The organism is Pseudomonas sp. R5-89-07, assembly GCF_003851685.1.
In the GTDB taxonomy this organism is placed as follows: domain Bacteria; phylum Pseudomonadota; class Gammaproteobacteria; order Pseudomonadales; family Pseudomonadaceae; genus Aquipseudomonas.
Genome location: NZ_CP027727.1, coordinates 5728931 through 5749032, shown reverse-complemented (window position 1 = coordinate 5749032; position 20102 = coordinate 5728931). Strand labels below are relative to the sequence as shown.

At 60.8% G+C, this 20102-nt stretch carries 19 protein-coding genes; 15 read left to right on the top strand and 4 right to left on the bottom strand.

Annotated elements, in window-relative coordinates; genetic code table 11:
* Positions 1 to 101: 101 nt before the first annotated feature.
* The 6 genes from hemC to rsd all read left to right on the top strand — a co-directional run bounded on the left by hemC (position 102) and on the right by rsd (position 5606).
* Positions 102 to 1043, top strand: coding sequence for a hydroxymethylbilane synthase (gene hemC, locus C4J94_RS26410; RefSeq protein ID WP_124388720.1), 942 nt, complete (start codon positions 102 to 104; stop codon positions 1041 to 1043).
* The gene (locus C4J94_RS27955) at positions 1040 to 1798 is read left to right on the top strand and encodes a uroporphyrinogen-III synthase (RefSeq protein WP_256657606.1); all 759 of its coding nucleotides are present in this window, start codon (positions 1040 to 1042) and stop codon (positions 1796 to 1798) included. The genes hemC and C4J94_RS27955 overlap by 4 nt, the downstream gene beginning before the upstream one ends.
* A gap of 18 nt (positions 1799 to 1816) precedes the next feature.
* Positions 1817 to 2932, top strand: coding sequence for a uroporphyrinogen-III C-methyltransferase (locus C4J94_RS27950; protein WP_256657605.1), 1116 nt, complete (start codon positions 1817 to 1819; stop codon positions 2930 to 2932).
* A 5-nt stretch (positions 2933 to 2937) separates the two neighbouring features.
* Positions 2938 to 4179: a heme biosynthesis protein HemY gene (locus C4J94_RS26400; protein WP_124388719.1), complete on the top strand. Its 1242-nt coding sequence runs from the start codon at positions 2938 to 2940 to the stop codon at positions 4177 to 4179.
* A gap of 237 nt (positions 4180 to 4416) precedes the next feature.
* Positions 4417 to 4968, top strand: coding sequence for a disulfide bond formation protein B (locus tag C4J94_RS26395; RefSeq protein ID WP_124388718.1), 552 nt, complete (start codon positions 4417 to 4419; stop codon positions 4966 to 4968).
* 179 nt (positions 4969 to 5147) lie between these two features.
* Positions 5148 to 5606: a sigma D regulator gene (rsd, locus tag C4J94_RS26390; protein WP_124388717.1), complete on the top strand. Its 459-nt coding sequence runs from the start codon at positions 5148 to 5150 to the stop codon at positions 5604 to 5606.
* Between the two features lie 52 nt (positions 5607 to 5658).
* Here the strand turns inward: rsd and C4J94_RS26385 are convergent, their stop codons facing one another.
* A complete protein-coding gene (locus C4J94_RS26385) occupies positions 5659 to 6336 on the bottom strand; it encodes an FKBP-type peptidyl-prolyl cis-trans isomerase (protein ID WP_124388716.1) in 678 nt (225 codons plus the stop codon).
* Between the two features lie 191 nt (positions 6337 to 6527).
* Here C4J94_RS26385 and C4J94_RS26380 point away from each other — a divergent pair, with 191 nt between their 5' ends.
* Complete coding sequence (locus tag C4J94_RS26380) at positions 6528 to 7634, top strand: AlgP family protein (protein ID WP_124388715.1); 1107 nt, start codon at positions 6528 to 6530, stop codon at positions 7632 to 7634.
* On the opposite strand, the gene C4J94_RS26375 is transcribed toward C4J94_RS26380, so the two are convergent.
* A complete protein-coding gene (locus C4J94_RS26375; protein ID WP_177413465.1) occupies positions 7631 to 8095 on the bottom strand; it encodes a TIGR02444 family protein in 465 nt (154 codons plus the stop codon). The two genes, C4J94_RS26380 and C4J94_RS26375, sit on opposite strands and share 4 nt — an antisense overlap.
* 50 nt (positions 8096 to 8145) lie before the next feature.
* Between C4J94_RS26375 and C4J94_RS26370 the strand changes: the two genes are divergently transcribed.
* From C4J94_RS26370 to C4J94_RS26350, 5 genes are all read left to right on the top strand, one after another.
* Positions 8146 to 10056, top strand: a complete 1911-nt coding sequence (locus tag C4J94_RS26370; RefSeq protein ID WP_124388713.1) for an ATP-binding cassette domain-containing protein — start codon at positions 8146 to 8148, stop codon at positions 10054 to 10056.
* Complete coding sequence (locus tag C4J94_RS26365) at positions 10056 to 10628, top strand: mechanosensitive ion channel family protein (RefSeq protein ID WP_124388712.1); 573 nt, start codon at positions 10056 to 10058, stop codon at positions 10626 to 10628. The genes C4J94_RS26370 and C4J94_RS26365 overlap by 1 nt, the downstream gene beginning before the upstream one ends.
* A gap of 88 nt (positions 10629 to 10716) precedes the next feature.
* Positions 10717 to 11349 carry a LysE family transporter gene (locus tag C4J94_RS26360; RefSeq protein ID WP_124388711.1) on the top strand — a complete coding sequence of 211 codons (633 nt, stop codon included), beginning with the start codon at positions 10717 to 10719 and terminating at the stop codon, positions 11347 to 11349.
* A gap of 201 nt (positions 11350 to 11550) precedes the next feature.
* Positions 11551 to 13446: an FTR1 family protein gene (locus C4J94_RS26355; protein WP_124388710.1), complete on the top strand. Its 1896-nt coding sequence runs from the start codon at positions 11551 to 11553 to the stop codon at positions 13444 to 13446.
* Positions 13447 to 13448: 2 nt separating this feature from the next.
* On the top strand, positions 13449 to 13904 hold the full coding sequence (locus C4J94_RS26350) for a YaiI/YqxD family protein (RefSeq protein WP_124388709.1): 456 nt from the start codon (positions 13449 to 13451) through the stop codon (positions 13902 to 13904).
* Positions 13905 to 14010: 106 nt separating this feature from the next.
* Here C4J94_RS26350 and elbB read toward each other — a convergent pair whose 3' ends face one another.
* A complete protein-coding gene (gene elbB / locus C4J94_RS26345; RefSeq protein WP_124388708.1) occupies positions 14011 to 14676 on the bottom strand; it encodes an isoprenoid biosynthesis glyoxalase ElbB in 666 nt (221 codons plus the stop codon).
* Between the two features lie 114 nt (positions 14677 to 14790).
* Here elbB and C4J94_RS26340 point away from each other — a divergent pair, with 114 nt between their 5' ends.
* Positions 14791 to 16026, top strand: coding sequence for a sterol desaturase family protein (locus tag C4J94_RS26340; RefSeq protein ID WP_124388707.1), 1236 nt, complete (start codon positions 14791 to 14793; stop codon positions 16024 to 16026).
* On the opposite strand, the gene C4J94_RS26335 is transcribed toward C4J94_RS26340, so the two are convergent.
* Positions 16007 to 16639: a DedA family protein gene (locus tag C4J94_RS26335; protein ID WP_124388706.1), complete on the bottom strand. Its 633-nt coding sequence runs from the start codon at positions 16637 to 16639 to the stop codon at positions 16007 to 16009. The two genes, C4J94_RS26340 and C4J94_RS26335, sit on opposite strands and share 20 nt — an antisense overlap.
* Before the next feature lie 208 nt (positions 16640 to 16847).
* Between C4J94_RS26335 and hemB the strand changes: the two genes are divergently transcribed.
* Both hemB and ppk1 read left to right on the top strand, forming a co-directional pair.
* Positions 16848 to 17861 carry a porphobilinogen synthase gene (gene hemB / locus C4J94_RS26330; protein WP_124388705.1) on the top strand — a complete coding sequence of 338 codons (1014 nt, stop codon included), beginning with the start codon at positions 16848 to 16850 and terminating at the stop codon, positions 17859 to 17861.
* Between the two features lie 18 nt (positions 17862 to 17879).
* Positions 17880 to 20102, top strand: coding sequence for a polyphosphate kinase 1 (gene ppk1, locus C4J94_RS26325; RefSeq protein ID WP_124388704.1), 2223 nt, complete (start codon positions 17880 to 17882; stop codon positions 20100 to 20102).

Below are 20102 nucleotides of genomic sequence, written 5' to 3'. Positions count from 1 at the left end.
GTGCGACGCGGCCAGGGAGGCCCCGCACTTGCTGATACAAATCAAAGCGTATTTGCCTGAGCTGTTATTATCTGCCGTATCTATTCAGTACGGATTGATCCATGTCTTCTCGCGAAATCCGCATCGCCACCCGTAAAAGTGCCCTGGCCTTATGGCAGGCCGAGTACGTCAAGGCACGTCTTGAACAGGCCCATCCTGGCCTCCGGGTGACCCTGGTGCCCATGGTCAGTCGCGGCGACAAATTGCTGGACTCCCCACTGTCGAAAATCGGTGGCAAGGGGCTGTTCGTCAAGGAGCTGGAAACCGCGCTGCTGGAAAATGAAGCCGACATCGCCGTGCATTCGATGAAAGACGTGCCCATGGATTTCCCTGAAGGTCTGGGCCTTTTTTGCATCTGCGAGCGCGAAGACCCACGCGATGCCTTCGTTTCCAACACCTATGCGTCCCTGGATGACTTGCCCCTGGGCAGCATCGTGGGAACTTCCAGCCTGCGTCGCCAGGCCCAATTGCTCACCCGTCGTCCCGACCTGCAGATCCGCTTCCTGCGCGGCAACGTCAACACGCGCCTGGCCAAGTTGGATGCGGGCGAGTACGACGCGATCATCCTGGCCGCTGCTGGCCTGATCCGACTGGGCTTCGAAGATCGCATCACCAGTGCAATCAGTGTCGAGGACAGCTTGCCCGCTGGAGGGCAGGGCGCGGTCGGGATTGAATGCCGTACCGCCGACAGCGAAATTCACGCCCTGCTCAAACCGCTTGATCACGCCGACACCGAAGTTCGCGTCACGGCCGAGCGCGCCCTGAACAAACACCTCAATGGTGGCTGCCAGGTACCGATCGCCTGCTATGCCGTGCTTGAGGGTGAGAACCTGTGGCTGCGTGGCCTGGTAGGAGACCCGGACGGCGGCACGTTGCTGACCGCCCAAGTGCGCGGTCCACAAAGCGAGGCCACGGCCTTGGGCATTCAGGTTGCCGAGGAGCTGTTGGACAAGGGCGCCGGCGCCATTCTGCAAAAGGTCTACGGCGAGGCCGGCCCGCAGTGAGCCACTGGCGATTGCTGCTGACACGGCCTGCCGATGAGTCGACAGCCTTGGCGGCGACATTGGCCGAGGCTGGTGTTTTCAGCAGCACGTTGCCCTTGCTGGAGATTGAAACGTTACCGGTCACGCCTGAACAACAGGCAATCTTTGCGGCGCTGCAGCGCTATTGCGCGGTGATCGTGGTGAGCAAGCCGGCGGCGCGTCTTGCCTTGCAACGATTGATCGCACCCTGGCCGCGAATGCCGTGGTTCAGTGTCGGCGCAGCTACGGCACAGATACTGGCCGATCATGGCCTGGACGTGCACTATCCGCCAGCGGGTGACGACAGCGAGGCATTGCTTGAGTTACCGGCATTGCGCGAGGCTGTCGCACGGCCTGGCGCCAGGGTGCTGATCGTGCGCGGCGAGGGGGGGCGGGGGTTGCTTGCGCAGCGTTTGCGCGAGCTTGGTGTTAGTGTCGACTATGTGGAGTTGTATCGCCGTTTGCTGCCGGCCCATGACACGGGCGCACTGGCCCAGCGCATCGAGTTGGAACGCTTGAACGGCCTGGTGGTCAGCAGTGGGCAAGGTTTTCTACACTTGCAGGCCTTGGCCGGCTCCGATTGGCCTGAGGTGGCACAGCTGCCGTTGTTCGTGCCCAGTCCGCGCGTCTATGAAATGGCGCGGGCCGCTGGCGCAGAAAAAGTGGTGGATTGTCGCGGCGCGAGTGCCGCGGCTTTGTTAGTGGCGTTAGGGAGTAATCCCGTTCCCACTCTCTGATACGCAAAGGACGGATACGTGAGCGAAACAGCCTTGCCTAAAGATGAAGCTCAGCCCGCGCTCGATGCGCCGGTCGGAACGCCAGTTGCCGCGCCACGCCGTGGCAATGGCCTGGCCGTCGTCGCTTTGCTGCTGGGTGCTGCGGGCGTTGCCGCCGGTGGCTGGGGGATCTGGCAGGTCCGGGCCCTGCAAGCCAGCAGCCAGCAGCAACTGGGCCAGGTGCAGACCCTGGATGACCAGTCCCAGAGCCTCAAGCAGAGCCAGCAACAGCTGGCCGCCCGCCTTGCGCAGCTGCCCGGCGCGGATGAGCTGGAAGAACGCCGACGCCTGGTCGCCCAGTTGCAGGGCGATCAGCAGCGCCTGAACCAGCGACTGGAAACCGTACTGGGCGCCAGCCGCAAGGATTGGCGCCTGGCTGAGGCCGAGCATCTGATTCGTCTGGCCAGCTTGCGCTTGTCGGCCTTGCAGGACATCAACAGTGCCCAGTCGCTCGTGCAGGGTGCCGATGAGATTCTGCGTGAGCAAAGCGACCCAGGTGCGTTCGCCGCCCGCGAACAACTGGCCAAGAGCCTGGCGGCGTTGCGCAGTACCGAACAGCCGGACCGCACCGGGTTATACCTGCAGTTGGCAGCGTTGCGCGACCAGGTTGTGCAACTGGCGGCGATCGCCCCGGAGTATCAACTCACGGAGCCTGCTTCCCAAGGGCGCCCTACCAGCGACACTGGGAACCAGTTGAGTCAGTGGTGGGAGCAGGTATCGCGTTATTTCCGTATCGATTTCAACCCCGATGACAACATTCGTCCCCTGTTGGCGGGCCAAGGGTTGAATCAGGTGCGTCTGGCCTTGAGCCTGGCGCTGGAGCAAGCACAGTGGGCGGCGCTCAACGGCGAATCGGCGGTGTATAGCCGTTCGCTGGGTGAAGCGCGCAGCGTGTTGCAGGATAACTTCAACCCGGACAACCCACAGAGCAAGGCGATGCTGGCGCGGATCGCCGAGCTTGAGCCCAAAGCCGTGTCGGTGGTGACACCTGACCTGGCCGCGAGTCTGGCGGCTGTGCAGGCCTACCTTGAGCGTCGTCACCTGTCTGCCGACGAAGCCAAGGCTTCGGCTGCCAAGCCTGCGACCCCGGAGTAGAGCCGATGAAGCGTTTCTATGTGATCCTGGTGCTGGCAATTGCGATTGCCCTGGCACTCGCCGTTGGCATTTCGAAACACACCGGCTACGTGCTGATTACCTACCCTCATCTGCTGCATTACGAGTCGAGCTTGTGGGCCACATTGGTGGCCGTGTTTGCCATCGGCCTTGCGATCTACCTGATCCGCGTCCTGCTGAGCCTGGTCACTGCCTCCGGCGGCGTGGTCAATCCCTGGTCGCGGCGCAATCGCAGCCGACGTGTGCAAATTGCAATCGAGCAAGGCCAGATGGACCTTGCCGAAGGTCGCTGGGCCAGTGCCGAGCGCCACTTGCACCGCGCTGCTGAAGCAGAGCGCCAACCACTGCTGTACTACCTTGGCGCGGCACGCGCGGCCAACGAGCTGGGACGTTATGAAGAATCCGATGCTTTGCTGGAACGTGCTCTGGTCCGCCAGCCCCAGGCGGAGCTGGCCGTCGCCCTGAGCCATGCGCAATTGCAGATGGATCGTGGCGATACCGATGGCGCGCTGGTCACCCTGCAGGCCATGCATGAGCGCCATCCTCATAACGCCCAGGTCCTGCGGCAGCTGCAGCGCCTGCACCAGCAACGTGGCGACTGGTCGTCGGTGATTCGCCTGTTGCCTGAATTGCGCAAGGACAAGGTGCTGCCGGCCAGTGAACTGGCTGAGCTGGAGCGCCGGGCCTGGGGTGAAAACCTCAGCCTGGCTGCGCAACGCGAAGAGCAGGGCGAGGCCGGCTTGCGGTCCCTTGAGCGCGCATGGGAGCAACTGACTTCAGCCCAGCGCCAGGAGCCTCAACTGGTGTTGGCTTACGCTGAACAATTGCGTCGACTGGGCGCTGACGCCAAAGCCGAGGAAGCACTGCGCGGTGCGATCAAGCGCAGTTATGACAGCCATCTTATTCGGCTCTATGGCCTGCTGCGCGGCAGCGACCCGGCACGTCAGTTGAAGTTTGCCGAGGGCTGGCTTAAGGATCATCCAGGCGATGCCAGCCTGTTGCTGACGCTGGGCCGTCTCTGCCTGCAAAACAGCCTCTGGGGTAAGGCTCGGGATTATCTGGAAAGCAGCCTGCAGGTGCAGCGCAACCCCGAAGCCTGTGCCGAACTGGCCCGTTTGCTGGCCCAATTGGGTGATACCGAGCGCAGCAACCAGCTTTTCCAGGAAGGCTTGGGGCTACTCGATAATCGCCTGTTGGCCTCACCGCTGCCGGCACCCGCGCAAGCTTGAAGTAGGAAAGGGCGAACGGGTTGGCTCAGACGGATCTCTAAGCCAATCTTTCAACCCTATGTAATCACTCGGCTTAAGTGGTCCCGTAATCAATTCTTACGTCTTGAAGGGCGGTTTCTTCGGTGTGCTGGCGGGATCTCCCTGTGTTTTCGCGGAATTGTCTGCTCCAAGGCGTATTGAAAGGGGTCGGGCCTTTCCTCTACCGTAGCGACCTATCTCTTGCGGTGCGGATAAACAATGTCTTTGGCCCCCTTACGCTCCTTGTTTTTCCTGGCGTTCATGGCCGGTGCGCTGACGTTGGGCGTGTCTTTCTATCTGGAATATGGCGCACTGTTACAGCCATGCTTTCTGTGCCAGGTACAACGGTTGTTTCTCGCCGTCTTTGTACTGATCAACCTGGTTGCCGCCCTTCATAACCCCGGCCGTTCCGGCGTGTGCTTGTATTGGCTGGCGAGCATGGGGTGTGCGTTGTTTGGCGCCGTCACGGCCGGGCGCCACGTGCTGCTGCAGAACACTCCATCAGACCAGTTGCCGAACTGCTGGCCAACGCTTGATTACATGATTGAAAACCTGTCGTTTTGGCAGGCTGCTCGGTCAGTCTTCAAAGGTACTGTCGATTGCGTCGAGATCAATTGGACGCTGTTCGATCTCAGCCTTCCGGAGTGGAGTCTGTTGTTTTTCGTGGCGATGCTGATTCTGGGCAGTGCGCCGCTTTCTCGGTTGTTGCTCCGTCGGCGTTATCTATCGCAAAGCAACGAAAATACGGTTCATGTTGTGGGGCGGGATTAAACGCTTGTATGAACTTTCTCTCCTGCGTACCTTGAAGCCATAGTGATGCGGGCATAATCTGGCCCGCACGCGTTATCGAAACCGCTTGTCAGACGTGGCCTTGTCCGGCTGCCGCTTTAATCTTGAAGTGTTGCACGGGCACACGGCAGCAGCGTCCCCTATAGGGAAGAGAGATCATCATGCTGGAAAGTTGTCAGAATGCTCAGGAACGCTGGGGTGGGGTGCACAAGCTGATCGACAGCTGGTTGAAAGCACGTCACGAACTGGTTCGTGCCTTTGATGCGCTCGGTGCCAAGCCCGAGGCGCTGGCCGAGAAGCGCGAGCCGCTGCAAGATTTCTGCGCGGTGCTGGTGGACTATGTGTCTGCAGGTCATTTCGGCGTCTACGAGCAACTGACCAAGGAGGCGGAGGCTTTCGACGACCAGCGTGGTCTGGACTTGGCGGAGACCCTTTACCCGCGCATCGATGTCATCACCGAAAAGCTGCTGGCGTTCACTGACCTGTGCGATGCGGGTAAGTGTGTTGCTGAAAAATTCAAAGAATTGGGCGCACTGTTGCATGAGCGCTTCGAATTGGAAGATTGCTTGATTGAAGTGCTGCACAACGCTCACAAAGAAGAGCCTGCTACACCGGCATGAAGCGTTGAGATTCAACCAAAAACGGTGCGCATGTCGCACCGTTTTTTATGGGTTAGTGGCGAGTCCCGAGCAATTCGATTTCGAAGACCAGCGGGGTGTAGGGTGGAATCAGTTCGCCTGCGCCGTCAGCGCCATAGGCTTGGGCCGAGGGAATGACCAGGCGCCATTTCGCGCCTACCGGCATCTGTTGCAGTGCACTGCTCCAGCCACTGATTACGCTGTCCAGGCGAAACCATTGCGGCTGCGCGCTTTTATCGAAGACGGTCCCATCGGGTAATCGACCCACATATTTCACCTGCACCTCATCACTGGCTACCGGCTTGTTTCCAGTGCCCGGCGTCAACTCGGTGAGCAGGATGCCGTCCGCCAATTCGCGCACATCCTTTGCAGCTTTTTCCTTCGACAAAAATTGCTGTTCGGCAGCGAGTGCTTTTTCGCTCTGGGGCGCTTGGGTGTCGTTGGCATTCTGTGTTTCATGCTGTGCAAGAATCTGTTCGATGCGTGTGTTATCGAGTGCCAATGGTTTGCCTTGGTAGGCTTGTTTGAGTCCGTCGATCAGGGCTTGGATCTGCAGGTCGGGGACTTCCTGGCGTAGTCGCTCACCGAGGCTGGCGCCCAGGCTGTAGGCGAGATCATGCTGGTCCTGGGCAACGGTTTTTGGCAGCGATTGCTCGCTCGCATCGGCGCTGAAAATCGCCAGGCCAAGCACTAGGAAAAGGTAACGCGACATGGGTGTTCTCCGCCGAAAGTGCGACGGATTATGCCAGCGTGAGTGGCCGAGCAGTGGCGTGGTTTTCTGTTATATCCATAAGAATTTTCGTACGTTGCAACGCAACGCAAACGATACTGTCAACATGCCCTAGCGGCGGTAAGAGCAGAGGGCTAGTATGAGCCGCACCCACGTCAGCCAGGAGGTAAACCATGTCGGCCAAACAGAAGCCTGTAAATACCCCGTTGCACTTACTCCAACAACTGTCGGGCAGCTTGCTCGAACATCTGGAAAGCGCTTGTTCTCAGGCCTTGGCCGATGCAGAAAAACTGCTCGCCAAACTGGAAAAGCAACGCGGCAAAGCGCAAGAAAAACTGCACAAATCTCGCACCAAATTGCAAGACGCCGCCACTGCGGGCAAGGCCAAGGCACAAGCCAAGGCCAAAGACGCTGTTAAAGAACTCGAGGACCTGCTGGACGCCCTCAAGGACCGTCAAGCCGAAACCCGCAGCTACATTTCCCAACTCAAAAAAGATGCTCAAGAAAGCCTGAAACTGGCCCAGGGTGTTGGTCGTGTGAAGGAAGCCGTAGCCAAGGCGCTGGGCGCTCGTACTCCGGCAAAAGCCGTCGCAGCCAAGAAGCCAGCGAGCAAAGCTGTTGCAACGAAGGCGCCGGCTAAAGCCGCCGCCAAGCCAGCCGCTAAAACTGCTGCTGCAAAACCGGCCGCCAAGCCAGCTGCTAAAACTGCTGCTGCAAAACCGGCTGCCAAGCCAGCTGCTAAAACTGCTGCTGCAAAACCGGCCGCCAAGCCAGCTGCTAAAACTGTTGCTGCTAAACCAGCCGCCAAGCCAGCTGCAAAAACTGCTGCTGCTAAACCGGCCGCCAAGCCAGCTGCAAAAACTGCTGCTGCAAAACCAGCCGCCAAGCCAGTTGCTAAAACTGCTGCTGCAAAACCGGCCACCAAGCCAGCGGCTAAAACCGCTGCTGCAAAACCAGCCGCCAAGCCAGTTGCTAAAACTGCTGCTGCAAAACCGGCCGCCAAGCCAGCGGCTAAAACCGCTGCTGCAAAACCGGCCGCCAAGCCAGCGGCTAAAACCGCTGCTGTTAAACCGGCCGCCAAGCCAGCTGCTAAAAGTGCCGCTGCAAAACCGGCTGCCAAACCAGCCGCTAAGCCAGCTGCTGCAAAACCAGCACCTGCAAAGCCAGCGACTCCTGCTGCACCTACCGCTACTCCGGCAGCGTCCTCCGCTCCAACCGCATCGGCCAGCAGCACTTCTGCACCGGTAGCGCCAAGCGTCACCCCAACCAGCGCTTCCTAAGTGCGGGTGATCACGACGCGCAGCTGCTGCAGCGCGTCGTGGTCAAGGTCGACGGTTTCGCTCGTCAGGCCTTCAAGCCATTCGTATTGCGCCTTTACCTCGTTGGTCGGCCAGGCCTGAGCCAGTGCTTCCAGGCGTGTCAGTAAGGCTCGCTCGGCTTCCAGTTCCAATGTCTTGATCTGCTCTCGTAACGCTGCCAATTGCGCATCCCGCTGTGCCATCGCCCGCCATTGCCTGCGTATCTCGCGCAAGGGTTCAACGACGTTCGTGCGCCACGGCCGCGCGAGCTGCTGCAGCGCCACAACGCGTTCAGGTAACCGCGCCACACCACGTTGCTCCAACCACGCACCACACAACAACAGGCATACATCCGCGCCTTGCTCCTGCATACGCAGGCAAGCCGCTTCCACACCGGGGCGGGCATAAGTCGAGAGGGCAAAGCTCCACAGGTCAGCGCACATATTCACACCCAAGCCAGCGGTCAACGAAGCTGGTAGACTCCGCCGCCATTATGATCCGACTTCAAAGCCTAACATTACAGCGTGGCCCGCAACGTCTTCTTGAAGACGCCGAGCTGACCCTGCACGCCGGTCACAAAGCCGGCCTGATCGGTGCCAATGGCGCCGGCAAATCCACCTTGTTCGCCCTGTTGCTGGGCGAGCTGACCCCGGATTCGGGCGACTGCCTGCTGCCGGCCGACTGGCGCATTGCCCATATGCGCCAGGAGATCGACACCCTGGACCGCATCGCGATCGATTATGTGCTCGATGGCGACCTGCGCCTGCGCCAGGTACAACACGACCTCGTCGCGGCAGAACAAGCCCAGGACGGCGCCGCCCAAGCCCGCCTGCATTCGGAGCTGGACAGCGCCGACGGCTACACCGCCGACGCCCGCGCCCGCAAAATGCTCGCCGGCCTGGGTTTTACCAACGAACAGATGGACCGCCCGGTCGCCGACTTCTCCGGCGGCTGGCGCATGCGCCTGAACCTGGCGCAGGCGCTGATGTGTCCCTCCGACCTGTTGCTGCTCGATGAACCGACCAACCACCTGGACCTCGATGCGATCCTGTGGCTGGAGGATTTCCTCAAAAGCTACCAGGGCACCCTGTTGCTGATTTCCCACGACCGGGATTTCCTTGACGCCGTGGTCGACAACATCGCCCATGTCGAACAGAAGAAAATCACGCTCTATCGTGGCGGCTACACCGCCTTCGAGCGCGCCCGTGCCGAACGCCTGGCCCAGCAGCAACAAGCGTTTGAGAAGCAACAGGCGCAGCGCGCGCACATGGAAAGCTACATCGCCCGGTTCAAGGCCCAGGCCACCAAGGCCCGGCAGGCCCAGAGCCGGATCAAGGCGCTGGAGCGCATGGAAGAACTGTCAGCGGCCCATGTCGATTCGCCGTTCGACTTCGTCTTCCGTGAGTCGGTGAAGATCTCCAGCCCCTTGCTCGATCTGTCGGACGCCCGCCTGGGTTACGGCGACAAGACCATCTTGGAGAAGGTCAAGCTGCAGCTCACACCCGGCGCGCGTATCGGTTTGCTGGGGCCTAACGGCGCGGGCAAGTCGACGCTGATCAAGAACCTCTCCGGTGAACTGGAACCCTTGGCCGGTCGCCTGACCCGTGGCGAGAACACCGTGGTGGGCTACTTCGCCCAGCATCAACTGGACTCGCTGGATTCCAAAGCCAGCCCGCTGTTGCACCTGCAGCGCCTGGCGCCCACCGAGCGCGAACAGACCCTGCGTGATTTCCTCGGTGGTTTCGACTTCCGTGGCGCGCGTATCGATGAGCCGGTGCTGAATTTTTCCGGCGGCGAAAAGGCCCGACTGGCCCTGGCCCTGATCGCCTGGGACCGCCCGAACCTGCTGCTGCTCGACGAACCGACCAACCACCTGGACCTGGAAATGCGCCTGGCGCTGACCATGGCCCTGCAGGAATTCAGCGGTGCGGTACTGGTGGTGTCCCACGATCGCCACTTGCTCAAGAGCACCACCGATAACTTCCTGCTGGTGGCTGACGGCAAGGTCGAGGAGTTCGACGGCGACCTGGACGACTACGCGCGCTGGCTGACCGACTACCGTCTGCGCAATGCGCCGGCCAGCAACACGCCGGTCAACCCGGACAAGACCGACAAGAAAGCCCAACGCCAGGCCGCCGCGGCACTGCGTCAGCAGTTGGCGCCGCACAAGCGTGAAGCCGACAAGCTGGAGGCCGAGCTGGGCAAGGTGCATGAGCGCCTGGCCAAGATCGAAACCAGCCTGGGCGACAGCGCCGTGTATGAGGCGGCACGCAAGGATGAATTGCGCGACTTGCTGGCCGAGCAGGCCAGGCTCAAGGTGCGTGAAGGGCAGCTGGAGGAATCCTGGATGGAAGCCCTCGAACTGCTTGAAAGCCTGCAAGCGGAGCTGGAGGCGCTGTCCTGATGGAAGCGTTGCAACTGCCTTTGCCGGCGCAATGGATCGAGCCTGTATGGATCGGCGTGCAGATCCTGCTGATCCTGCTGGCCGGCTACCTTGCCCAGCGTTTTGTCGCCAAGGGCTTGACCCGTCTGGGTCAGCGCTACCCGCTCCCGCCACAATTGCTGATGCCGCTGCGCGGTGGCCTGCGCTGGCTGATCATGGGCAGCGCGCTGATCTTCGTGTTGGGTCGCCTGGGCGTATCGGCTACGGTGCTGTGGACGGCGCTGTCAGGGTTCGTGGCAGTAGCGGCAGTGGCGTTCTTCGCCATGTGGTCCGTGCTGTCCAATCTGTTGTGCGCCATTTTGATCTTTACCGTGGGGCCGTTTCGCCTCGGCGACATTGTCGAGCTGGTGGACACCGTCGACAAACCTGGTGTGAAAGGGCGCGTCGTGGCGATCAATCTGCTCTATACCACGCTGATCGAGGTGCAGGAGGCCGGCACTGACAGCGCGATGGTGCAAGTGCCCAACAGCTTGTTTTTCCAGCGCTCGGTTCGGCGTTGGCCCGGTACGCATGTGTTCCCTGGCGACCATTAGAAATCATCCGGTTTAAAAATTTATAGCCAGCCTTCGGTCGGTGGAGTTAGCTTAAGGCACAATCGCAAATTCCCTCCCGAGGTGTGCAATGGCACTCGACACGTGGCTGGCCTTTTTCCTGGCCAGCTGGATCATCTCCCTTTCCCCCGGTGCCGGCGCCATCGCCTCGATGTCCAGCGGGCTGCAATACGGTTTTGTACGCGGCTACTGGAACGCCATTGGCCTGCAACTGGGTCTGGCGATGCAGATTGCCGTGGTGGCGGGTGGCCTGGGTGCCATCCTGGCGACATCGTCGACCGCGTTTTATGCGATCAAATGGTTTGGAGTGGCGTACCTGGTATACCTGGCCGTCAAGCAATGGCGCGCCTTGCCGATGGACATGACCGATGAGGGCGCAGTACGTCCGATCGGCAAACCGATGGCGATGATGTTCCGTGGTTTCCTGGTCAATGCCAGCAACCCCAAGGCGCTGGTGTTCATGCTCGCGGTGTTGCCGCAGTTCGTAAACCCACAGGCGCCGTTGGCGATCCAATACCTGATCATTGGGGCAACGATGATCAGCGTCGATATGATCGTGATGGCCGGTTACACGGGATTGGCCTCCAAAGTCCTGCGCCTGCTGCGCTCGCCCAAACAGCAGAAGCGCGTAAACCGCACGTTTGCCGGGTTGTTCGTCGGCGCTGCTGGGTTCCTCGCCAGCCTGCATCGCGCCACGGCGTAATTGACGAAACCGGATCAAAATGTGGGAGGGGGCTTGCTCCCGATAGCGGGGTATCAGTCAGCTCATCTCTAGCTGAACCACCGCTATCGGGAGCAAGCCCCCTCCCACATTAGTTTTTTGGCGTCACGAAATAACACCTTGAGTCAAATCCGTTAAAGCTCAACAATAGTGTTACTTCGTATTTCCACTTGAGATTCATTCATGACTGCCCCCTTGCGTTTTCTCGCCTGGCTGATGCTGCCGGTGTTGATGTCGTGCAGCTTCAATCTGTTGGCCGCGACGGCCGAAGGCGCGCCCCAGGCTCTGCATCTGCTGGACTATATTGGCGCCGACTATCCACCAACGGTGGAAGCGGGCAAGGTGGTGGACGAATCGGAATTTCGTGAGCAGGTGGAGTTTCTAGGGGTGTTGCAGGGGTTGGTCGCGCAACTGCCGGAAAAGCCCGAGCGCGTTGAGTTGATAAAGGGCGTCGGTGAGTTGCTCGCGGCAGTCACCGCCCATGCAGACGGCGCAGGCGTCGCCCACCAGGCCCGTCAGTTGGGTGCCAAGCTGGCGGTGGCGTATGAAGTCAGCCAAGCGCCGGCCATCACGCCCGATCCCACGCGCGGTGCGCCGCTGTACGCCCAGCATTGTTCGGTGTGCCACGGCACGGCGGGCGCTGGTGACGGCCCAGCCGGCATGGGCATGACCCCGGCGCCCGCTAACCTGCGCGATGCCACGCGCCTGGATCGCCTGAGCCTCTATGCGATCTACAACACTTTGGGCCTGGGTGTCGAAGGCACTGACATGCCGTCCTTTGCCGACCAGTTGGATGACCGTCAGCGCTGGGACCTCGCCACCTACATCGCAGGTTTCACGGCTGCGCAGGCTGCGCCCAAAAGTGAACAAACCTTCAACCTGGCCGACCTGGCACGTCAAACGCCCAACGAAGTGCTGGCCACAGACGGCCCGGCGGCAGCGGCGACCTTCCGCGCCCAGCGCGCGCAACCGCCGCAGGTCAAGCGTGGCCCGGCGCAGTTGCTCGACTACACCGCCGCCACCCTGGACAAAAGCCTGGCCGCGTTCCGTAACGGTGACCACGAACAAGCCTATGACCTGTCCGTAGCCGCTTATCTGGAAGGCTTCGAGCTGGTGGAAAGCTCGCTGGATAACGTCGACGCCAATGTGCGCAAAGACACCGAGAAGGCGCTGATGGCCTACCGGCAGTCGTTGCAGGACGGTCTGCCAATCGAACAGGTGCAGCAGCGCCTGGATGCGGCCAAGGGCAAGCTCAGCGAGTCCGCAGGGTTGCTGGGCGGCGATGGCCTGAGCTGGTCGTTGAGCTACATCTCCGGCTTGCTGATCCTGCTGCGCGAAGGCCTGGAAGCGATCCTGGTACTGGCCGCGATCCTGGCTTTCCTGCGTAACACCGGCCAGCAATCGGCGGTGCGCAGCGTCAACGCCGGCTGGGGTCTGGCGCTGTTGGCTGGCTTGGCCACCTGGGCGCTGGCGGCCTACGTGATTGACGTCAGCGGTGCCCAGCGTGAACTGCTTGAAGGCTGCACGGCGCTGTTTGCCAGCGTGATGGTGCTTTGGCTCGGTGTGTGGATGCACGACCGACGTCACGCGGCAGCCTGGCAGGACTACATCAAGAGCAGCCTGGTGGGCGGCGGCGGGCGCTTTGGTTTTGCGCTGCTGGCCTTCTTCTCGGTGTACCGCGAGCTGTTCGAAGTGATCCTGTTCTACGAAACCCTGTGGCTGCAAGCCGGCCCGGCCGGGCATAACGCGGTCCTGGCCGGTGGTGCCACCGCCTTGGTGCTGCTGGTGGGCCTGGCCTGGGTGATTCTGCGCGGCTCGGCCAAATTGCCGCTGGCGCTGTTCTTCGGCATCAACGCTGCGCTGCTGTGTGCGCTGTCGGTGGTGTTCGCCGGGCATGGCGTCAAGGCGCTGCAAGAGGCGGGCATCTTCGGCACGCGGCCGGTGGCGTTCTTTGACTTCGACTGGCTGGGTATCCACGCCGATGCGTATTCGTTGAGTGCGCAGGCCGTGGCGATCCTGGCGATTGTGGTGCTGTATGGGCGCAGTCGCTTGGCCGAGAAGCAGCGAGTGGCGGCGTAGGCATGCGGGTCTGGATCGACGCGGACGCCTGCCCTCGGGCCGCCAAGGATCAGGTGGTTAAATTCGCCCTCAAGCGCCAATTTGAAGTGGTGCTGGTGGCGGGCCAGAGCCAGATCAAGCCCGGCTTTGCCTGTGTGAAGCTGATCGTGGTGCCCAGCGGCCCCGATGCGGCGGATGACTATCTGGTGGAGCACGCCGTGCCCGGCGAGTTGGTGATCTGCAGCGATGTGCCTTTGGCCGACCGCCTGGTCAAGAAGGGCGTTACGGCCCTCGACCCGCGCGGCAAAGAGTTCAGTCCGGCGAACATGAGTGAGCGGCTGGCGGTGCGCAACCTGTTCACCGACCTGCGCGAGCAAGGCCAGATGGGTGGTGGGCCGCCGCCGTACAGCGAGAAGGACAAACAGGCGTTTGCCAACGCGCTGGACCGCCTGCTTACCCGTTTGATGAAGCCTTTGTAGGAGCGAGCTTGCTCGCGAAGAACGTCAACGATGACGCGGGCACTGGGGATGAACACGGCGTTCTCAGGTTTTTCGCGAGCAAGCTCGCTCCTACAGAAAGAGGACGTTAGTCGTTCTCGTGGGTCAGCTCCAACACCCGGTCCACGAGTTTGTTGATCCCCGACGCCACTTCACTGATGTTCTTACCCAGCATATAGGCCGGTGTACTCACCAGCTTGCGCGCCTTGTCCTCGACGATATCCTCCACGGTGCATTCCTGATGGGTAGCGCCCATTTTGTCTAACGCCGCTGCGGTGTCGGGGTCGTTGCCGATGGTGCAGGTCACGCCTGGGCCGTAGATTTTTGCGGCCAGGGCCGGGGAAATGCAGATCAGCCCCACGGGCTTGCCGGCTTCGGCAAAGGCTTCTGCCAATTCCAGGACCTGCGGGTTGACGCTGCAGCCGGCGCCTTCCACTGCGAAATTCGACAGGTTCTTCGCCGCGCCAAACCCCCCGGGCACAATCAACGCATCGAAGTCTGCAGCGCTGGCCTCACTGATGGCCTTCACCGCGCCGCGGGCGATGCGCGCTGACTCCACCAATACATTGCGCGACTCAGGCATTTCTTCGCCAGTGAGATGGTTGATCACGTGCAATTGCGCTACGTCTGGCGCAAAACACTCAACCTGCGCGCCGCGCTGATCCAGGCGCAGCAGGGTAATCACGCTTTCATGGATTTCTGCACCGTCGTACACGCCACAGCCGGAAAGGATCACTGCAATCTTTTTGCTCATGGGCATTTCTCCTGATTCATGGCGTTAAATGTCTACTAATTTGTAACCTGTTGCCAATGGGATCTGATGTGACTGCACCTAATCTGATGTAACAAAAATAGACCGGACTAGCCCATGGACTTCGTGCCTTACGCGGTGCCGTTTTTCATTGCCTTGATTGTGGTTGAGCTGCTGGCCGACCGCTGGCGCGGTGAACGCAACTATCGAGTGGCCGATGCTATCAACAGCCTCAGCACCGGCGTGCTGTCTACCACGACTGGGTTGCTGACCAAAGGTGTGGGCGTGCTCACCTATGCGTTCGCCCTCAAGCATCTGGCGTTGATCGAGCTGTCGCCCCAGAGCGTGTGGACCTGGGTATTCGCCTTTGTGTTCTATGATTTCTGCTACTACTGGCTGCATCGCCTGGGGCATGAGCGCAACATCCTGTGGGCCGCGCACTCGGTGCACCACCAGAGCGAGGATTACAACCTCACCACCGCGTTGCGTCAGACCAGCACTGGCTTCTTGCTGAGTTGGATCTTCTACCTGCCGCTGGCCGTGCTCGGTGTGCCTTTGGTGGTGTTCATCAGCGTGGCGTCGCTCAACCTGTTGTATCAATTCTGGGTACATACCCGTCACGTGCCCAAGCTCGGCTGGTTCGAGTGGTTCTTCGTCACACCGTCCAATCACCGCGCTCACCACGCACAGAACGCCCTCTACATGGATCGCAACTATGGCGGGGTGTTCATTTTTTGGGATCGCCTGTTCGGCACCTTCCAGGAGGAAGACGACAACGAACCAGTGGTCTTCGGCGTGACAACGCCCCTGGCCAGCTGGAATCCGCTGTGGGCGAACCTGCAGTTTTATGCACAGTTGTGGAGCGATGCCCGCCGTACTGAAAGCCACTGGGACAAGCTGCGCATCTGGTTCATGCGCACGGGCTGGCGCCCCGCAGACGTGAAAGCCAGATACCCGATGGCCAAGCCAGACTTGGCCCAGTTCCGCAAATTTGAAGTGCCGCTGGATACACGCCAACAGGTGTATGTCGCTTTGCAGTTCATGGTTTATGTGGGGTTTGGTAGCTACCTGATGAATTTCGGCGAACGTCTGCCGACGGCCGCGCTGATCCTGGGCTGGGGCATGATGGCGCTGGGGCTGTTCACACTAGGGGTCGCGCTGGAGAATCGCCCTTGGGCGCTGAAGGTAGAATGCCTGCGCCTGGGGCTGAACGTGCCTTTGGTAGGGCTGGCCCCGTGGGTCGGGCTGTGGCCCGACAGCCACCTGGGCTGGCTGGCCCTGGTGAGCTACAGCGGGCTCAGCGTGATCGGCCTTTACTGCTGCAGAAGCCGGCTCATTCGCCTGGCGTCTTAGGTGTTTCGATCGAGGCGGGTTCGGCAGCGAGCCGAGCCTTGGCCGCACACGCCTCGCGGGCGATGCGGGCGTTCTTGAAGCGGCGTCGCAGCCATAGGCCAAAGCCCAGCACCAGCAAGGCGCCCAGCACCCACAGCTCGTATTTTTTGACGCTGCCGAGCATGCCTTCCAGGACAGCGCCGAAATGATAGGCCGCCGCCCCCAGCGCAGCCGCCCATATCGCCGCACCGATACCGTTAAGAATCAGATAGCGCAGAGGTGGGTAGCCGGAGAGGCCAATCGCCACAGGCATCACTGTGCGCAAACCGTAGACGAAGCGAAAGCTCAGTACCCAGATATCCGGATGCTTGCGGATGTGCTCCAGCGCCTTGTCGCCCATCAATTGCCAGCGCGGTTTGCGTGCGAGCAGCTTGCGGCCGTGCTTGCGCCCCATGTAGTACCAAAGCTGGTCACCGGCGTAGCTGCCGAAAAAGGCAACGACCACCACCAGGTTGATATCCATGTAGCCACGGAACGCCAGGAAGCCTGCGAGCACGAGGATGGTCTCGCCTTCGAAGAACGTGCCGAGGAAGAGGGCAAAGTAGCCGAAGTCATGCAGAAATTGTTGAAGCATGGTCTAGGGTGCTGGCGAAATGAACGCGCAGCCTACGCCTTCACGAAGATTCATGAAAGTATCGAGATGTGTCACGAAGTGAACAATTCCTACATAAATGACGAATGCGACTACAGGTCGCGTCGATAAGCACAACTGTCATTCCTTCGTCATAATGGCCGCTTATAACTGCACCGCTCGCCCGTAAACGCGGGCTCAGGAGTCTGTCGTGAGCTTTACCCCCGCCAATCGGCTATTCCCCGCCACCCGTCTGCGTCGTAACCGTCGTGATGATTTTTCTCGCCGTCTGGTACGTGAAAATGTGCTGACGACGAATGATCTGATCCTGCCGGTATTCGTGCTGGACGGTGAAAATCGCCGGGAAGCGGTGGCATCGATGCCAGGGGTGGAGCGCTTGAGCATCGATCTGCTGCTTGAAGAAGCCGTCCACTGGGTTGAACTGGGAATTCCGGCGCTGGCGCTGTTCCCGGTAACGCCAACTGAGCTCAAGTCCCTCGACGCTGCCGAAGCCTGGAACCCGCAAGGCATCGCCCAGCGCGCCACTCGTGCCCTACGTGAGCGTTTCCCCGAGCTTGGGGTGATCACCGACGTGGCCCTGGACCCGTTCACCACACACGGGCAGGATGGCATCCTCGACCAGGCCGGCTATGTCGAGAACGACATCACCGTCGATGCGCTGGTCAAGCAGGCCTTGTCCCACGCGGCTGCAGGTGCCCAGGTGGTGGCGCCGTCGGACATGATGGACGGTCGTATCCAGGCGATTCGGGAAGCCCTTGAGTTGGCCGGGCATGTCAACGTGCGGATCATGGCCTACTCGGCCAAGTACGCCAGCGCCTATTACGGCCCATTCCGCGATGCGGTGGGCTCTGCGCTGAACCTGGGCAAGGCCAACAAGGCTTCGTACCAGATGGACCCGGCCAACAGCCATGAAGCCCTGCACGAAGTGGCGGCCGACCTGGCCGAAGGCGCCGACATGGTGATGGTCAAGCCCGGGATGCCTTATCTGGACATCCTTTACCGGGTCAAAGAGGAATTCAAGGTGCCGACCTTTGTCTATCAGGTCAGCGGTGAATACGCCATGCACATGGCCGCAATCCAGAATGGTTGGTTGAGTGAAGGGGTGATCCTCGAATCCCTGACAGCCTTTAAACGTGCCGGCGCTGATGGCATTCTGACCTACTTCGCCGCCCGCGCTGCCCAATTGCTTAGAGAGCAACAATAGCCCTCACAGGAACACTCGATGAATACCGAAGGACTTAAAGAAGTTGCCGTAAAAGACGCTCATCCGGTGGTTGAACAAATCGCCGAGACCCCGCCGGAGCTGGAGCCTGCCGTGCCTGTGGTGGCCGCCGAAGCGCCGGCCCCGGCGCCGGTGGCCGTGGTCACCAACCTGGATGACAGCAGCCTGTATATCCATCGCGAGCTGTCCCAACTGCAATTCAACATCCGCGTGCTGGAGCAGGCGCTGGATGAGTCCTACCCGTTGCTGGAGCGGCTGAAATTCCTGCTGATCTTCTCGAGCAACCTGGACGAGTTCTTCGAGATCCGGGTCGCCGGCCTCAAGAAGCAGATCACCTTCGCCCGTGAGCAAGCCGGTGCCGATGGCCTGCAACCGCACCAGGCTCTGGCGCGCATCAGTGAGCTGGTGCACGGCCATGTGGACCGCCAATACGCGATCCTCAACGATATCCTGTTGCCGGAACTGGAAAAACATCAGGTCCGCTTCATTCGTCGCCGTCACTGGACCACCAAGATCAAGACCTGGGTGCGCCGATACTTTCGCGACGAGATTTCACCGATCATCACGCCGATCGGCCTCGACCCCACGCATCCGTTCCCATTGCTGGTGAACAAGAGCCTCAACTTCATCGTCGAGCTCGAAGGCATCGACGCCTTCGGTCGCGACTCTGGCCTGGCGATCATCCCGGCGCCGCGCCTGTTGCCACGGATCATCAAGGTACCCGAAGAGGTAGGGGGTGCTGGCGATAACTATGTATTCCTGTCCTCGATGATCCATGCACACGCCGATGACCTGTTCCAGGGCATGAAGGTCAAGGGCTGCTACCAGTTCCGCCTGACCCGTAACGCCGACTTGGCGCTGGACTCAGAAGACGTCGAAGACTTGGCCCGCGCCCTGCGTGGTGAGCTGTTTTCGCGGCGCTACGGCGATGCGGTGCGCCTGGAAGTGGCGGATACCTGCCCGAAACACCTGTCGGACTACCTGCTCAAGCAGTTCAACCTGGCCGAATCCGAGCTCTACCAGGTCAATGGCCCGGTCAACCTGACGCGCCTGTTCAGCATCACCGGCCTGGACAGCCACCCGGAGCTGCAATACAAACCGTTTACCCCGCAAATTCCGAAACTGCTGCAAAACAGCGAGAACATCTTCAGCGTGGTGAGCAAGCAGGACATTCTGCTGTTGCACCCTTTCGAGTCGTTCACCCCGGTGGTCGACCTGTTGCGCCAGGCTGCCAAGGACCCACACGTTCTGGCCGTGCGCCAGACGCTGTATCGCTCCGGCGCCAACTCGGAAATCGTCGATGCACTGGTCGATGCTGCGCGTAACGGCAAGGAAGTCACCGCGGTCATCGAGCTGCGGGCGCGCTTTGATGAGGAGTCCAACCTGCAACTGGCCAGCCGCCTGCAAGCGGCCGGTGCGGTAGTGATCTACGGCGTGGTTGGCTTCAAGACCCACGCCAAGATGATGTTGATCCTGCGCCGCGAAGCCGGCGAGATCGTGCGTTATGCCCACTTGGGCACCGGCAACTATCACGCCGGCAACGCGAAGCTCTATACCGACTACAGCCTGCTGACGTCCGATGATGCGTTGTGCGAAGACGTCGGTAAGTTGTTCAGCCAGCTCATCGGCATGGGCAAGACGTTGCGGATGAAGAAGCTGCTGCACGCGCCGTTCACGCTGAAGAAGGGCATGCTCGACATGATTGCCCGCGAGACCCAGTTCGCCCTCGACGGCAAGCCGGCGCACATCATCGCCAAATTCAACTCGCTGACCGATCCGAAGATCATCCGCGCGCTGTACAAGGCCAGTCAGTCAGGGGTGCGCATCGATCTGGTGGTACGTGGCATGTGCTGCCTGCGCCCGGGCATTGTCGGCGTCTCGCATAACATCCATGTGCGCTCGATCATCGGCCGCTTCCTGGAGCACACGCGGGTGTTCTATTTCCTTAACGGTGGCGAAGAGCAGATGTTCCTCTCCAGCGCCGACTGGATGGAGCGCAACCTCGACAAGCGTGTGGAGACCTGCTTCCCGGTGGAAGGCAAGAAGCTGATCATGCGGGTCAAGAAGGAATTGGAAAGCTACCTGACCGACAACACCCACAGCTGGAGCCTGCAGTCGGATGGGCGGTACGTGCGCAACACCCCGACCGGCAACCAGAACCCGCGCAGCGCGCAGGCGACGTTGCTGGAGAAGCTGGGCAGCCCGATCCTGACGGTGAATTGA